15 protein-coding genes and 4 pseudogenes are annotated in these 14,199 nt (G+C 59.4%); 13 read left to right on the top strand and 6 right to left on the bottom strand.

All coding sequences use genetic code 11. The features are described from left to right. Nucleotides 1-7 precede the first annotated feature (7 nt). The 5 genes from X735_RS159995 to X735_RS1000000169670 all read left to right on the top strand — a co-directional run bounded on the left by X735_RS159995 (nucleotide 8) and on the right by X735_RS1000000169670 (nucleotide 3,917). Nucleotides 8-943 (top strand): ABC transporter permease, encoded by a 936-nt coding sequence (locus tag X735_RS159995; protein ID WP_023809586.1) that lies wholly within the window; start codon nucleotides 8-10, stop codon nucleotides 941-943. Next, the gene (locus X735_RS160000) at nucleotides 934-1,842 is read left to right on the top strand and encodes an ABC transporter permease (RefSeq protein WP_031212634.1); all 909 of its coding nucleotides are present in this window, start codon (nucleotides 934-936) and stop codon (nucleotides 1,840-1,842) included. The genes X735_RS159995 and X735_RS160000 overlap by 10 nt, the downstream gene beginning before the upstream one ends. After that, entirely contained in the window at nucleotides 1,835-2,830 is a 996-nt protein-coding gene (locus X735_RS160005; protein WP_023809584.1) for an ABC transporter ATP-binding protein, read from the top strand. Before X735_RS160000 ends, X735_RS160005 begins: the two co-directional genes overlap by 8 nt. After that, entirely contained in the window at nucleotides 2,827-3,207 is a 381-nt protein-coding gene (locus X735_RS1000000169675; protein WP_245273109.1) for an ATP-binding cassette domain-containing protein, read from the top strand. The genes X735_RS160005 and X735_RS1000000169675 overlap by 4 nt, the downstream gene beginning before the upstream one ends. Nucleotides 3,208-3,245: 38 nt before the next feature. Then, a complete protein-coding gene (locus X735_RS1000000169670; protein ID WP_245273107.1) occupies nucleotides 3,246-3,917 on the top strand; it encodes an ABC transporter ATP-binding protein in 672 nt (223 codons plus the stop codon). A gap of 156 nt (nucleotides 3,918-4,073) precedes the next feature. Here the strand turns inward: X735_RS1000000169670 and X735_RS160010 are convergent, their stop codons facing one another. The 3 genes from X735_RS160010 to X735_RS24400 form a co-directional block, all read right to left on the bottom strand. Then, the gene (locus X735_RS160010; RefSeq protein ID WP_023809583.1) at nucleotides 4,074-4,721 is read right to left on the bottom strand and encodes a hypothetical protein; all 648 of its coding nucleotides are present in this window, start codon (nucleotides 4,719-4,721) and stop codon (nucleotides 4,074-4,076) included. A 36-nt stretch (nucleotides 4,722-4,757) separates the two neighbouring features. Then, nucleotides 4,758-5,426 (bottom strand): HupE/UreJ family protein, encoded by a 669-nt coding sequence (locus X735_RS160015; protein ID WP_031212632.1) that lies wholly within the window; start codon nucleotides 5,424-5,426, stop codon nucleotides 4,758-4,760. A 114-nt stretch (nucleotides 5,427-5,540) separates the two neighbouring features. Then, nucleotides 5,541-5,825 (bottom strand): hypothetical protein, encoded by a 285-nt coding sequence (locus X735_RS24400; RefSeq protein WP_155930554.1) that lies wholly within the window; start codon nucleotides 5,823-5,825, stop codon nucleotides 5,541-5,543. 208 nt (nucleotides 5,826-6,033) lie between these two features. Here X735_RS24400 and X735_RS160020 point away from each other — a divergent pair, with 208 nt between their 5' ends. The 8 genes and pseudogenes from X735_RS160020 to X735_RS01000000165575 form a co-directional block, all read left to right on the top strand. After that, complete coding sequence (locus X735_RS160020; RefSeq protein WP_023809580.1) at nucleotides 6,034-6,315, top strand: metal-sensing transcriptional repressor; 282 nt, start codon at nucleotides 6,034-6,036, stop codon at nucleotides 6,313-6,315. A gap of 8 nt (nucleotides 6,316-6,323) precedes the next feature. Next, a complete protein-coding gene (locus X735_RS160025; protein ID WP_023809579.1) occupies nucleotides 6,324-7,631 on the top strand; it encodes a cation diffusion facilitator family transporter in 1,308 nt (435 codons plus the stop codon). Nucleotides 7,632-7,747: 116 nt separating this feature from the next. Beyond that, entirely contained in the window at nucleotides 7,748-8,182 is a 435-nt protein-coding gene (locus X735_RS160030; protein ID WP_023809578.1) for a YqaA family protein, read from the top strand. Between the two features lie 103 nt (nucleotides 8,183-8,285). Continuing rightward, nucleotides 8,286-8,552, top strand: a pseudogene (locus X735_RS160035) (VTT domain-containing protein); the annotation flags it as partial. Nucleotides 8,553-8,659: 107 nt separating this feature from the next. Continuing rightward, nucleotides 8,660-9,184: pseudogene (locus X735_RS1000000169665) on the top strand (DUF1007 family protein); the annotation flags it as partial. A 3-nt stretch (nucleotides 9,185-9,187) separates the two neighbouring features. Next, nucleotides 9,188-9,700, top strand: a pseudogene (locus tag X735_RS1000000169660) (DUF1007 family protein); the annotation flags it as partial. A 21-nt stretch (nucleotides 9,701-9,721) separates the two neighbouring features. Continuing rightward, nucleotides 9,722-10,435: a sulfite exporter TauE/SafE family protein gene (locus X735_RS160040; RefSeq protein WP_023809575.1), complete on the top strand. Its 714-nt coding sequence runs from the start codon at nucleotides 9,722-9,724 to the stop codon at nucleotides 10,433-10,435. A 129-nt stretch (nucleotides 10,436-10,564) separates the two neighbouring features. Then, nucleotides 10,565-11,276 (top strand): annotated as a pseudogene (locus X735_RS01000000165575) (CNNM domain-containing protein); the annotation flags it as partial. 856 nt (nucleotides 11,277-12,132) lie between these two features. Here the strand turns inward: X735_RS01000000165575 and X735_RS1000000169655 are convergent. The 3 genes from X735_RS1000000169655 to X735_RS1000000170375 form a co-directional block, all read right to left on the bottom strand. Next, a complete protein-coding gene (locus tag X735_RS1000000169655) occupies nucleotides 12,133-12,489 on the bottom strand; it encodes a tyrosine-type recombinase/integrase (RefSeq protein ID WP_023809574.1) in 357 nt (118 codons plus the stop codon). Between the two features lie 69 nt (nucleotides 12,490-12,558). Then, a complete protein-coding gene (locus X735_RS1000000169650) occupies nucleotides 12,559-13,203 on the bottom strand; it encodes a hypothetical protein (protein WP_245273103.1) in 645 nt (214 codons plus the stop codon). A 43-nt stretch (nucleotides 13,204-13,246) separates the two neighbouring features. Continuing rightward, nucleotides 13,247-13,627, bottom strand: a complete 381-nt coding sequence (locus tag X735_RS1000000170375) for a hypothetical protein (protein ID WP_348625576.1) — start codon at nucleotides 13,625-13,627, stop codon at nucleotides 13,247-13,249. Between the last annotated feature and the right edge of the window lie 572 nt (nucleotides 13,628-14,199).

Here is a 14,199-nt window from a genome sequence, read left to right as displayed (position 1 = left end):
GGGCGCGTTGATCCACTTCATCAGCAAGAGGCTGAGGCACTCCCTCGTACTGCTGTTCATGGCGTCTCTGGTTTGCTTTACCCTGGTTGTTTCGGCTCCGGGAAATGTCGCTGTTCTCATCGCTGAACTCAGAGGAGCAGTTGCAACCCCGGGTTACGTCGAAAAGGTTGCCGAAGAGATCGGACTGCATAAGCCCCTGCTGATGCGCTACGCGGGTTGGCTCGGCGATGCAGTCCGAGGAGATTTTGGCATCTCCTACAGAACGGGCCAGGAAGTCAGTGCGGACTTGCCAAAGCGCATGTTGGTCACCGGTACCCTGATCGTTGGCAGCGCCGTGGTTGCGACCCTGCTCGGCCTGGCTCTTGGATTCCTGGGTGCCTTCTGGCCCTACAGACTGCCGGACCGCGTTTCGCGCGGTTTGGCTCTTCTCGGCGCATCGACACCGACATTCTTCGTCGGGGCGCTGATGATCTATGGTTTCTCTGTCACCTTTCAGCTCTTTCCATCCTTCGGCTTCGGCGGTCCGGAAAGTTGGGTGCTGCCATGGGTCACTGTCGCGGTGCTGCCCGCCGCCGTGCTCAGCCGTGTCGTTCGTGTGGGACTGGAAGAGGCCATGGCCAGCCCCTTCGTGTTGACGGCCAAAAGCAAAGGTCTGGGACGGACCGCCATCCTGTTCCGGGACGCGCTGCCAAACATCATACCTGTGTTCATCAACGCACTGGGAACCCAGGTCGGCCTGATGACCGCAACTGCTATCATCGTTGAACCGCTGTTCGCCTGGCAGGGCGTGGGCGACTACTTTCTCCAAGGCGTGAAGTTCCGGGACTTCATGGTCGTGCAGGCCTGCCTGTTGATCTTCCTCGCCTTCTTCATCGTGGTGAATCTGATCGTCGATCTCGCAGTTCTGATGACCGATCCACGTGTCCGGCGCCAATGGAGCTGACCATGAATAGATTAAAGCCTGCATTCGCCCGGTTGAACAAGTTGCCCCGCGTGGCCTTGATCGTGATCGGCCTCTTCCTCGCCCTGGGCAGCTTCGCGCCATGGCTCGCTCCACAAGATCCCAGCGCACAGAACTTACTGGAGACCGGCCTGGGACCAACTGCCGCACATTGGCTCGGCACCGACCATCTCGGGCGCGATACGCTCAGCCGCCTGATCATTGCGGCGAATACGTCGTTGGTCAGCGTTGGCTCGGTCCTCATCATTGCAATGACGGTCGGTGTCGCCATGGGGACCATCGCTGGCTACCACCGCGGTTGGGTAGACGACCTGCTGATGCGCATCGTCGACGTCGGACTGTCCATCCCAAGCCTGATCACTGCCCTTGCCGTGATCGGGATCGTCGGGCCGGGCTACTGGACCATGGTACTGGCTCTGTCATTGGCATGGTGGCCGATGAGCGGTCGTATCAGCCGGGCCGTGGCGGTCAGCATCATGAGCAAGCCGCATATCGAAGCCCTGCGTGTGCTGGGCGCCAGCCCATGGCGCATTTACTTCGGCCATTTGCTCCCCGGCACCATCGGCGCGGTCATGGTCTATGCGACGGCGGATGCCGGGACAGCCGCTTTGGCTGTCGCAACACTCAGCTTCCTTGGTCTGGGCATTCAGCCGCCCACGCCGGAATGGGGACAGATGCTTGTTGATGCTTTGCCGTATCTCGAGTCGGATCCGCGACAGGTTATACTGCCCGGCCTGGCCCTGACCGCTGCGGTGATCGGCTTCAACATCCTCGGCGAATCCATAGCACTTAATCGCATTCCCAAGCCGCTTTCGAGGCGGACGCTTGCCTTGCGCAGAATTGAGGTCGCCGGCTGGGCCAAGGAGAATTCGGATGCATGACGAACCCCTTTTGAACGTCAGCAATCTGACGGTCGATCTCCTGACCGCGAAGGCCGCGGTACGCCCCGTCGATGGCGTCAGCTACACCGTCCGGCAAGGAGAATGCCTTGCCATCGTCGGGGAAAGCGGCAGCGGCAAGACTGTAATGAACTTCGCGCCGCTCGGTCTGATGCCGACCGGCGTGACGACGAACTTGTCGGGATCGGTGCGCTTCGATGGGCGTGAATTGATCGGCCTGCCGGAATCCGAGATCCGTAAGGTACGAGGCAAGTCGATCGGATTCATTTTCCAGGATCCGATGAGCGCGCTGAACCCCGTCCGCCGTGTTGGAAGGCAGATCGCCGAGATGGCGGAGCTCCATCTCAAGATGACCCCACGCGCTGCGGAGGAGCGGGCGTTGGAACTCATCAAGCTGGTCGGCATCTCGGATCCAGCAGCGCGACTTCGTCAATTCCCCCACGAACTGTCGGGTGGTCTCAGGCAACGCATCGTAATTGCCATTGCGCTGGCCGGCGAGCCAAAACTTCTGATCGCGGACGAGCCTACGACCGCTCTCGATGTGACGGTCCAGGCTCAAATCCTGCGCCTGCTCAAGGACCTGCAGCGGCGGCTCAACATGGCCATGGTGCTGATTACCCACGATATGGGGGTAGTCGCCGGAGCGGCCGACAACATCGTTGTCATGTATGCGGCTCGGGCCGCCGAACGAGGTCCCGTGGACAAGGTCCTCGTTACCCCACGCCATCCGTACACGAGAGGGCTGATCAACGCGATCCCACGGCGCGAAGACCCGATCGGTTCGGAGTTTCGCGGTCTTCCCGGGATACCGCCAACGCTGGGCGCGCCATTCAAAGGCTGTGCCTTTGCCCCGCGCTGCGAGCTCGCAATTCCCGCATGCACCGCAAGCCGCCCTCCACTTGCGCGGTCGGCCGACAGCGCTGTTGTCGTGGCCTGCGCGGTTGTCAACCAAAGGAAGGCAGCAGCATGACGCACGGTCCTGTTCTGAAAGTCGAAAACCTGCAGACGCGCTTCAAAAGCGTTCAGCGAGGCAAGTTCATCCATGCCGTCGACGACGTCTCGATCGAGCTCTATCCGGGCGAGATCGTCGGTCTGGTAGGCGAGTCCGGTTGCGGAAAGTCGACGCTGGGCCGCACCATTGTGGGTCTCGAAAAGGCAAGCGCGGGACGAGTCCTGCTTGATGGAGTGGACCTCACCACACTCTCCGGTGCAGCACTGCGCGAAAGCCGCAGGGCGCTCCAATACGTGTTTCAGGATCCATATTCGTCCCTGAACGACAGACAGACGGTCGGTGAGACGATCGATGAAGCGTTGCTGATCAGCGGGTTGAAANATATTCGTCCCTGAACGACAGACAGACGGTCGGTGAGACGATCGATGAAGCGTTGCTGATCAGCGGGTTGAAATCACAATCCGACCGCAACCATCGTACCAAGGCGCTCCTGGATCAGGTCGGACTGGCGGACGCTTTGAAGGATCGGCACACGCGGGAACTGTCCGGAGGGCAGCGCCAGCGCGTTGCGATTGCCCGATCCCTCGCCGTGAATCCAAGAGTGCTGATCTGCGATGAACCAGTTAGCGCACTGGATTTGTCCATCCGAGCCCAAGTGATGAACCTTTTCCTGCACCTGCAGAAAGATTTTGGGGTGGCGTGCCTGTTCATTGCCCACGACCTTGCGTTGGTCAGGCAGGCTGCATCGCGCGTCTACGTGATGTACCTCGGCAAGATCGTGGAGCACGGGCCATCGCAGGAACTCTACGATCACCCAGGCCATCCCTATTCGCAGATGTTGCTGGCCTCGACACCGGAGGTGCATCCGATCGCCGAAAAGCAGCGCAGGGTTCCAGTCATGATCGGGGAGGTGCCGAGCCCTACGAATCCACCATCCGGCTGCAGGTTCCGGACTCGCTGCCCCTTGGTGGTCGAAGAATGCAAACAACAGATGCCACCGGCCTTGAAGCTATCTCCTGGGCACAGTTCGGCTTGCGTGTTTGCCAAGGATCTCCATCGCGGCAAACGTTCGGCGCTGATTTCGCCAACAGCCAATGCGGCATGACACGTTGAGACAGCCTAGCGGCGCACCAATTCACCACGCCGCCGCCTACCCGACACGAATGCTCACGGGACGGTGGTGCGCCAAACAGTGAGGTCGTGGCAATGAACAGCGCGTCACTCCGGCGCCAAACGGCGCCGGATAAAATTGACGTATCGTTCACATCATCCGTTTGATGTCGGTGTAGGCACCGTTCGTCTTCAGCGTCACGGTGACGTCGGCATCGGTGCGGTTACGCCAGAACCAACCGTGATTGCCGTCAAACGCTGCCTCAAGTACGCCCTCGTCCTCTGCAGCCCCGCGGCCCTTCTCGTATGAAATGTTTTCGCCGCCGCCGTCACCATGGGTGTCGAAGTTCACCGCCGCGCCATTGGCCGTCCAAGAGTATTGTGCCTGTGCGCCCTTGGCCATGACGAGCTTGATCTCAGCTCCTTCGCCGGGCTTCAGGGTGACCGACATTTCGTCTGTCCGGAGTTCCTGGGCAGAGGCGGAACCCATCACCAGTTCAGCGAAGACGCGCTCCAGAAGACTCGACTGCTGATCTCGGGCTGGCACGGCGATCGGAGTGCCGTTTTGCAGTTCGCGAAGGCGGTCCTGCTCGGCCTCTTCGGCCAGTTGTGTCTTGATCTCGCCCATCTCGGTGAGCTCGAGCGCTCGCCCAACGCCGGTGGGATCGATGGCGTATTCGGCCGGCAGCACGATGGTCACAAGGATGGCAGCTGCCGCGAGAATTGCGATGACGGTAGAGCGAAGGAGTTGCATGGATGTCGGCAGCTCGGCGCGGGTCGGGATGTCGGTATTGTACATAGGAGAATTCCTTTTTTGGGATCTTTACTTGGAGGGTCAGGAGACGACCCAGCCGGTGAGCTGATAGCCGATCAGCACAAACCCGGCGGTCATCATGATGGTGTTGGCGGTGTATGCGTGGCGCCAGAAACTGTCGGTCCGGCGCCAGTAGCCCATGACAATAAGGATGGCAGCGAGCGCCAAAAGCTGGCCAACCTCAACGCCGACGTTGAAGGCAAGAAGATTTGGCACTAGCCCGTCGGGCGAGATGTTGTATTCGATGATCTTCGTCGACAGGCCGAAGCCGTGGAAAAAGCCGAAGATCAGCGTCGCGATCCTGGTGTTCGGCTGGAAACCGAGCCACCTCTGGAAAGCGCCCATATTGTCGAGCGCCTTGTAGACGACCGACAGGCCGATGATCGCGTCGATGATGTAGCTGTTGATGCCCACCTTGAAATAGACGCCAAGCAGCATGGTCGTGGAATGGCCGAGCGCGAACAGGCTCACATAGATGCCAATGTGCTTCATCCGGTAGAGGAAGAAGATCACGCCGAACAGGAACAGGATGTGGTCGTATCCCGTCACCATGTGCTTGGCGCCGAGATAGATGAAGGGCAGCAGATTGATGCCCGTGATCTCCTGGATATAGCCCTTGTCGCCTTCGGCAACGGCATGGGCGAGGGCAACCGCCCCAAGCAATGGAAGGGTCAGGAGAGCAATGAGCATAGGAAGGGCCAACCGCCAGCGCGCGCAAGGCGTGCGTGGCGGACCCTCGTAGAAGGATCCTTGCATGAGAATTCCAATCGTCCTCGTTGAGGATGGCCGCGCGTGCGGCCGCGATCATGCGATGACGATCTGCTTGGGAGGGCGCTCAAGCCGGAAACGGATTTTGAGGTCGGCAAACGAAGGCGGGTAAACCAGCCAGCTCCGGCCTATCGGCGGTGCTGGCTGCGCGAAGCCCGGAAGCGTGCTCGCCGTCTCATGGGTGTGGTCGGCCGGATTGTGGCCGTGGGTATGACCAAAGCTCTGCTCATCGGCTTCGCCATCGTCATGGCTGTGGCCGTGTTTTTCGATCTGTGCTGCCAGCTCTGCGTGACGCGCTGCCTCGGCGGCAGCGAGCGCCATCGGGCTATGCGAGGCCGAACCACCCATTGGGGAGACCAGCACGCCGAGAGTCATCGCGAAAGCGACGATGAGACGAAAGGCTATGCTATGGATCCAATTCGGCATGCTTAACGATTATTCTCTAAAATCCTAACGAATGGTTGCGTGCACCAGAATCGAGGCCACTTTGAGGCTTGGAATATCCTCTCTGGGGGGATAGCATCAAGGTATGAATGAGCGTCCCCAAGTCCACGAAACCCATCCTGCCATCATCAAGCGGCTGAAGCGCGCCGACGGCCATCTGCGCGGGATCGTCGAGATGATCGAGGCCGGTCGACCGTGCCTCGACATCGCCCAGCAACTTCATGCCGTGGAGAGGGCCATCGCCCAGGCCAAGAAGACGCTGATCCAAGATCACCTCAACCACTGCCTTGAGGACGTCGTCGGACCGCTGGCGCTCGAGCAGCGCCGCTCGATCGACGAGTTCAAGGATATCACCAAATACCTGTGAGAAGCGCCATGATGGACAAAGTTCGCGATTGGTTCGGATTCGGCCCGATGACGCACGGCATGGGCGGCCACGGACATGATCACGGCGAGGGCGGCCATGGTCACACCCATGGCGTCATCGACCCGACGATCGCCACGACGACGCGCGGCATCTGGGCGATCAAATGGTCATTCGTCGTTCTGGCCATCACGGCGGCGCTTCAGCTCGTGGTCGTGTTCCTCTCCGGCAGCGTGGCACTGCTGGCCGACACGATCCACAATGTCGGCGACGCGGTCACCGCTATCCCATTGTGGGTCGCCTTCATGCTGGCCCGTCGCAAACCGAGCGAGACGTTCACCTACGGGCTGGGCCGCGTCGAGGATCTGGCCGGCATTCTGATTGTCCTCATCATCCTGTTCAGCGCCATCGTTGCCGGCTACGAGGCGATCGACAGGTTGATCAATCCGCAGCCGATCGCATTTCTTGGCTGGGTCGCCATAGCCGGCATCATAGGTTTCTTAGGCAACGAGGCCGTCGCTGTGTTCCGTATCCGTGTCGGCCGCGAGATCAACAGCGCGGCGCTGATCGCGGATGGTTACCATGCCCGCACCGACGGCTTTACCAGTCTGGCGGTCGTGCTTGGCGCTATTGGCGTGTGGCTAGACTTTCCGCTTGCCGATCCGATCATCGGACTGTTGATCACGCTGGCGATCTTCGCCATCGTATGGCAGTCGTCGAAAGCCGTGTTGACCCGCATGCTCGACGGCGTCGAGCCTGGCNCCGCCAAGCATGTATCCGGCATCGAGCGTGTCCAAAGCGTGCAGGCGCGCTGGATCGGCCACCGCCTGCATGCCGACGTGGCCATCAGTGTTCCGGAGATGGCGACGGCCAACGACGTGCTGGGTGTAACTGAAGCCCTCAAACAGGAGCTGTTCGCCCACTTGCCGGCGTTGGCCGAAGCCAACGTTCGCTTGGTGAGCCCGGCCGTCACTGGCGCGGAAACCTCTCATGCTCACCATCATGCGCCGGAGCCCTTCAAGGTCGCCTGCGATCTGGCTGAAGGGACATTGGAAATCGTCGATACACCGGCTGGCGAGCGGATGCGTCTGACGATCGACCGGCATGCCGACGATTTGACGGCGACGGTGATCATCGACCGGCCAGAGGGGCCGGAGACGTTGCACCTCGATCCTGTCGCCGACAATCATCATCGCCTTGAGAGCACAGTCACCCCTGCCGAGCCGCATGAATTCGAGGCAAGACTGGTCCTGAAGGCCAAGGATCGCGAACAGGTGCTACCGTTCAAGATGGTCGAACCCGAAGGTCACCATCATTAGGTCGACAGACAGATACGCTGTTCAATGACCGATCTCGCAGCCTACGCTGGTCTTTTCCTGGCAGCCTTCATCGCCGCGACGATCGNTATTAGGTCGACAGACAGATACGCTGTTCAATGACCGATCTCGCAGCCTACGCTGGTCTTTTCCTGGCAGCCTTCATCGCCGCGACGATCGTGCCGATGCAATCGGAAGCGGTGCTGATCGGGCTCTTGCTTGCGGATTATTCGCCCTGGTTGCTAGTCGGAGTCGCGAGCGTCGGCAACGTGCTTGGGTCGGTGATTAACTGGTTGCTCGGCCGAGGCATTGAGCGCTTTCGGGACCGGCGGTGGTTTCCGGCGAACCAAACGCAACTAAACCGCGCGCAAGTGTGGTATCGCCGTTACGGGAAGTGGTCGCTCCTGCTGAGTTGGCTGCCGATTGTCGGTGATCCGCTGACCGTCGTCGCGGGCGTCCTGCGCGAGCCTTTTCGGGTTTTCCTCTTGCTGGTCACTGCGGCCAAGGTCGGCCGTTATCTTGTTCTTGCCGCCATGACGCTGAGCGTGATTTGATCTTGAGGGCCCACCTTAACCGCATGTCCCATTTCGGCCTGCTTGCAATGCCAGACGTGCTGCCTGACCGGAAACGATGAAGTGCGAGTGAAAATGCGACCNCAACTGGTTGCTCGGCCGAGGCATTGAGCGCTTTCGGGACCGGCGGTGGTTTCCGGCGAACCAAACGCAACTAAACCGCGCACAAGTGTGGTATCGCCGTTACGGGAAGTGGTCGCTTCTGCTGAGTTGGCTGCCAATTGTCGGTGATCCGCTGACCGTCGTCGCGGGCGTCCTGCGCGAGCCTTTTCGGGTTTTCCTCTTGCTGGTCACTGCGGCCAAGGTCGGCCGTTATCTTGTTCTTGCCGCCATGACGCTGACCGTGATTTGATCTTGCGGGCCACCTTAACCGCATGTCCCATTTCGGCCTGCTTGCAATGCCAGACGTGCTGCCTGACCGGAAACGATGAAGTGCGAGTGAAAATGCGACTGACGGGCATGGTATCAGGCGTCGCGCTGTTGCTCGCTTCCGCCGCGGCGGCGAGTGCCCATCCCCATGTCTTTGCCGAAGCGAAGCTGGACATGACCGTCGGTCAAGACCGCACGGTCAAATCACTTCGGCATCTCTGGCGTTTCGACGACCTCTTTTCCAGCACTGTGCTGATGGAATTCGACAAGAATTCCGACCTTNCGCTTCGGCATCTCTGGCGTTTCGACGACCTCTTTTCCAGCACTGTGCTGATGGAATTCGACAAGAATTCCGACCTTGTCCTTGATACAAAAGAACTCGATGAGGTTGCTCTCACCGTCCATGCGTCGCTGGCCGGGTACAACTACTTTCAGATGGTGACCTTGAACGCCAAGGACGTGACGATGGCGCCGCCACCGAAGTTCAGCGTCAGCTTTGAGAATGATCAGCTCGTTGTCCAGTTCGAAACGCAGCCGAAGGACCCGTTGGCTCTTGCTGGAAAAGTCAGCATCGGCGTCTATGACCCGACCTTCTACACGGCGATCGATTTTACCGANCTTCGGCATCTCTGGCGTTTCGACGACCTCTTTTCCAGCACTGTGCTGATGGAATTCGACAAGAATTCCGACCTTGTCCTTGATGCAAAGGAACTCGATGAGGTTGCTATCACCGTCCATGCGTCGCTGGCCGAGTACAACTACTTTCAGATGGTGACCTTGAACGGCAAGGACGTGACGATGGCGCCGCCACCGAAATTCAGCGTCAGCTTTGAGAATGATCAGCTCGTTGTCCAGTTCGAAACGCAGCCGAAGGACTCGTTGGCTCTTGCTGGAAAAGTCAGCATCGGCGTCTATGACCCGACCTTCTACACGGCGATCGATTTTACCGACGACGACAAGATTGCTGTGGCTGGCCTGCCTGTAGGCTGCTCACGCGCGGTCGTCCGTCCAGATCCGGACACGGCCATCGCACAGAACCAGAAAAGCCTGACAGACGCGTTCTTCAGTGACCCAACAGGGACCGATCTCGGCAAGATTTTCGCGACACGCCTCGAATTGACCTGCGGCTGACCCGGAGCCGGTTCGATGGCCATGTTCCAGACGCTGGTCGACTTCCAACGCACGATCTACCTGGCGCTGGCGGAGCAGATCAAACTGCTTTCGGCCGGCGGCGATTGGCTGGCCTTCACGGCCTTTCTGCCGATGGGCGTGTTATTCGGTGCAGCGCATGCGCTGACGCCGGGTCACAGCAAAGCCCTACTGGCCACGTATTTGGCCGGTTCGGACGCAAAGGTTTCGCGCGGTCTTCGGGTATCACTGACACTTTCCTTCACGCATGTGACGATTGCCGTGCTGATCGCGGCGCTCTCGCTACCGTTGGTGTCTATTGCCCTGGGCAGTGTTGGCCGCGCGCCGCTACTAGAAGACGTCAGTCGCGGGCTGCTTGGACTCATAGGCGTCTGGATGCTCTGGCGCGCATTGAGCCACGGCCATCACCACAAGCATGAGGGCGAGGCCGTCGGCGTCATGGCCGGCTTGATCCCATGCCCGCTGACGCTTTTCGTGATGACCTTCGCAATATCCAGAGGCGTTCCGCTCGCCGGTATCCTGTTTGCAATCACCATGATGGCCGGCGTGGCGCTGACGCTGTCTTGCGTTGCGGTGTTGTCGATCCTGTTTCGGGAGCGCCTAGTGCATTTCTTCGACAGCCGGCCACGCCTGTTCGATGCCATTTCGCGGACGATCGAAGGCGCTGCCGGAATTGTTCTAGCCGGCGTAGCGGTCTGGCAAATCACTTCTTCCTAACGCTGTCCAAAGCCAGAGTCCCCGCGTCGGGGCAGCAGCTCCGCGTGATAATTCTGAGCCCAATGCGGTTGCGCAATAGCGCCAAATACGCTTCACAGATCCCGCCAGTCAGATCCAGCAGAGGATATCATGCCGGCGGACGATGGTAGTCTACGCGACATTCTTGGAATTCTGTTGGTTCTAGTACTCGTTGGCGCAAATGGCTTCTTTGTCGCTGCGGAATTTGCGTTGGTGGCGGTCAGGCGGAGCCGCGTCGACGAACTTGCTACCGCTGGACGCTTGAATGCCGGGCTGCTTCAAAGAGCCTTGGCGAATCTCGATGCCAATCTTGCCGCGACCCAGCTGGGTATCACCATTTCGTCGCTGGCGCTTGGCTGGGTTGGCGAACCTGCACTCGCCCATCTGATCGAGCCACTGCTGGTCGGAGCGATGGGGTCTCTTGCCACCGCCGGATCCCATATAATCGCCGTAGCAATTGCTTTTATTATCATCACTGCTCTCCACATCGTTCTGGGCGAGTTGGCGCCGAAAAGCCTGGCGCTTCAGCGTAGCGAGGGCACGGCACTCTGGGTGGTGCGGCCGCTAGGCCTGTTCCTGTTCCTGCTCAGGCCGGCGATCCTCGCTTTGAACGGTCTTGGCAATCTGGTGTTGCGTCTCTGAGGATTGCGGCCAGAGACGGGCGAGGAGTCCCTGCATTCGCCTAGAGCTGAAGCTGCTTGTCGCGGCGAGCCAGGAGGCAGGGCTGCTTCACCAGACCCAGCAGGAGCTCGTCGAGCGCGTCTTCAACATTGGCGATCGGCGCATCGCCGATATCATGACGCCGCGGCGCGATATCGACTGGATCGGCGTGTCGTCCGCAAACAGCCCGGAAGGTAAAGACCTGTTTCGCAAGGCACAGCTCACCTCGAACCTGCAACTCAATTGGGCCGACGGGATGCAGGGCGCTGGCCCACCGTCTGAGCAGGTCGTTTGCAATGCGTTGCTAGCCCCACAGGGTCTTTGGCGGTGGCGGATCACCCTCAGGATCATCCAAATCGTCTGGGTCGGGAAAGAGATTTTGCTCGCGCAGGTTCGAAGTCAGCACATCAAGTTGGTTCTGCGCTTCGATGTGAGCCAGCCGCTGTTTGGCCCATTCGATCAATAGCCGCGGCCGGGAACGGGTATCTGATAGCGAGCACAAGTCTTCGCCAGCCCTCGTCCGATATGTCGAACCGCTCAGCGAGCGTGACAATAGGGGTCGACCAAACGAGGTCATACAATTCTTGGCGGGTGAAGGTGTGCGGCATTTTTGGCTTGGGGACGGATTCGGTGGGTGAGACAACCCAGTCGCTAGGCCGCTCAAAGTCAAGCAAGCGATGCGCATTTCCCGCGCCTGACGCACGTGGCGTTTCCCTGTTGGACTACTTTCATTTCCCTGTTAGGGCGAATAGGGAATTCCTGGACAACGCGTTGAAACTACTGTGAGATTTCAGGCCGGAATTGGCTCGGCCGCTCAAAATCGCCAGAAATTCGCTGTTTTTCGGGCTCTAATAGGGAAAATCAGACAGAGACTGGTTCGCCAATGACTGCCTGCACCACCATAACCATTGATTTCATTGATAAAAATATGCCTCGGTCCAAAACGTTTTGGACCCATTGTGGGCCCCAAAAAAAGGGCCGCTGATATGGCCACGCTGCGCATGGTCGGTTGATTTCACTTACTTGACGACGCGCAGGGCCGCTCGCTGCTTCATCGCATCGCGTTTGGCCTCGCGCTCATTGATGGCGCGGGCTATGTCGACAGCCATTCGCTTCTTGTTGGCCTCTCGGACATATTCGTCCGTCACCGTCATGGAAGAATGCCCCATCGCCTCCATGATAGCGCGCGCTTGGATGTTGCATTCGGCGAGATACGTGCCGAAGGTACGGCGTAGCCCGTGCAGAGTGTAGCCCTCCGGAATGCCGGCCTGCTTGTGCCAATGTGCCATCATGCCGGTGAGACTCTTTTCCGCGAATGGGTGCCCATAGGCATTCTTCAGCACCGTGCCGCCTTTCGAACGATCAAGCGGCGCCAATAAACATCTCGCGCCCGCCGTGATGGTTGCGGTTTTTCTTCTGCCGGAAATCGAAGGCCTCGATCACCTCTAGAGACCCGTCGAACAGTTCGATCTCCTCGAAAACCAAATCGTCCCATTCCAACGAGGCGATATCGCCTCGACGGTTGCCGAGCCAGAACGCGAGCGCGTAGCAGGTGCGGGGCGGGGAGCCAATCGGATGGCGCGCCTCGAACTTTTCCCGAATGGGGACCCGCCACGCGGGATTGGCGGTCGATTAGGAATCCGGACGTGGATCGACAGTGAGGATTCGTTCTGCGGTTTGATCCATTTCTCAATTTCGATCCCCACCCACAAGAGCTTCTTGATTGCGACCAGCAGGTGCTTGGCAACCGTCCTGTTGGCGGCAAAGACGCTTTCTATAATCGAACGCAGATGGTCGGCGTCGAGATGTTCGACGGGCGTATCGCGCCAAGTTAGCGGACAGGCAGGATCGACCTGCATCCGAAGGAAGCGTTCAATAAGACGGGCATTCTTCCGCTGCGTCGCTTCGTCAAAGTCCAGCCATTCCATCGTCGCTTCAAGCCGCCGCGCAGCATGACCGAATGTCTTTGGCAACGCCCGACCGGGTAGGTCGATAATAGCTGCCTTGAGGCCCTGGCCTTGCGTCGCCTTTTCGTAGGCAGCCTCGAATTCCGGATCGCCGGGCTGACCTGGGAGGCGGATTTCAGGCATTCCCTTTGCACGATAGCGATAGACTGTCTTTCCATGACATCCCCTACGAGTTGCGCGCCGGTTCCAAGGAAACAGGCCTTAATGAGGCCGTACTGGAGATCGGTGCAGTCCTGGAACTCGTCCAAGAATACCTGGCTGTATGTTTCCTCAGCGCGTTCCGCGCGATCACGCTGCCCTCGACGATCGTCTTCGCAAGAGGGATCATGTCCCTGAATGTAATCGACTGGCCCTGGATGCGAGCCGGCCCGACGGAGAAGTCCGCAGCCAGTACGTCCTGCCCGGTGAGCGCGAGGCGGAACAGCTGGATTATGCGGAGCACGAAGCGATGGAATGTGAAGCTGTCGAAGCGTTCCCCAAGCTGGTGGCCGCACCGGCGCCTTACGCGCGCCTTGAGGTTCGTGCTGGCATCGACTTTGAAGGAGATCGCAAGGATACGCTTTGGGTATCTGCAGCTTCGCGTCCGCAGGAGAAAGTCGGCGCCTTGCGAGCATCTCCGTCTTGCCGGCTCCCGGTCCGGCAGTGAGCGCTAGGTTGGCTTCGGTCTCTGTTGCTGCCTCTAGGGCATTGGGCTCCAGAACGAACCCGTCCGAAGGTTTCCAATGTTCCGCACGGATCATTCAGGAAGATTTCCCAGCATCGTCCTCACGCGTTCGAGAGCCGATCGAGGAGCTGGCGAAACGGCCGGAGGTGCGCTTTCGCACGCGCTCTTACGAAACGGTGCGCTCGGCCGTCNCCCCGCCGATGGCGAGGAGATCGTTCGAAGACCAATCCTCGATGAACTGCCGCCACCGACGCTGATCGTCGCCGACATGAACAATCGAGTGGGAATGATTCAGGCCCACTCAAACGTCGATTGGCTTTGATGAACCTTCGCATATCGCCCACCCGGATTTCTAGGTACCACCATCAGAGCAATAAGGCTCACGGTGGTGCTTTTTAATGCCCAATGCGATGGAGAAAAGGCAATTTCCTGCCATGAAGCCTTCAATTGTCCTG

It is taken from the genome of Mesorhizobium sp. L2C084A000, from assembly GCF_000502875.1.
GTDB lineage: Bacteria > Pseudomonadota > Alphaproteobacteria > Rhizobiales > Rhizobiaceae > Mesorhizobium.
Note: the sequence above shows the minus strand (reverse complement) of the source record. Positions and strands in the feature narration are given on the sequence as shown.

Coding starts and splice junctions, on each gene's coding strand:
- X735_RS1000000169650 (WP_245273103.1), bottom strand. CDS start 13,203: ATGCCTGAAATCCGCCTCCCAGGTCAGCCCGGCGATCCGGAATTCGAG.
- X735_RS160030 (WP_023809578.1), top strand. CDS start 7,748: ATGACCGATCTCGCAGCCTACGCTGGTCTTTTCCTGGCAGCCTTCATC.
- X735_RS160040 (WP_023809575.1), top strand. CDS start 9,722: ATGTTCCAGACGCTGGTCGACTTCCAACGCACGATCTACCTGGCGCTG.
- X735_RS160015 (WP_031212632.1), bottom strand. CDS start 5,426: ATGCTCATTGCTCTCCTGACCCTTCCATTGCTTGGGGCGGTTGCCCTC.
- X735_RS160005 (WP_023809584.1), top strand. CDS start 1,835: ATGCATGACGAACCCCTTTTGAACGTCAGCAATCTGACGGTCGATCTC.
- X735_RS160000 (WP_031212634.1), top strand. CDS start 934: ATGGAGCTGACCATGAATAGATTAAAGCCTGCATTCGCCCGGTTGAAC.
- X735_RS24400 (WP_155930554.1), bottom strand. CDS start 5,825: ATGGCGCTCGCTGCCGCCGAGGCAGCGCGTCACGCAGAGCTGGCAGCA.
- X735_RS160010 (WP_023809583.1), bottom strand. CDS start 4,721: ATGTACAATACCGACATCCCGACCCGCGCCGAGCTGCCGACATCCATG.
- X735_RS160020 (WP_023809580.1), top strand. CDS start 6,034: ATGAATGAGCGTCCCCAAGTCCACGAAACCCATCCTGCCATCATCAAG.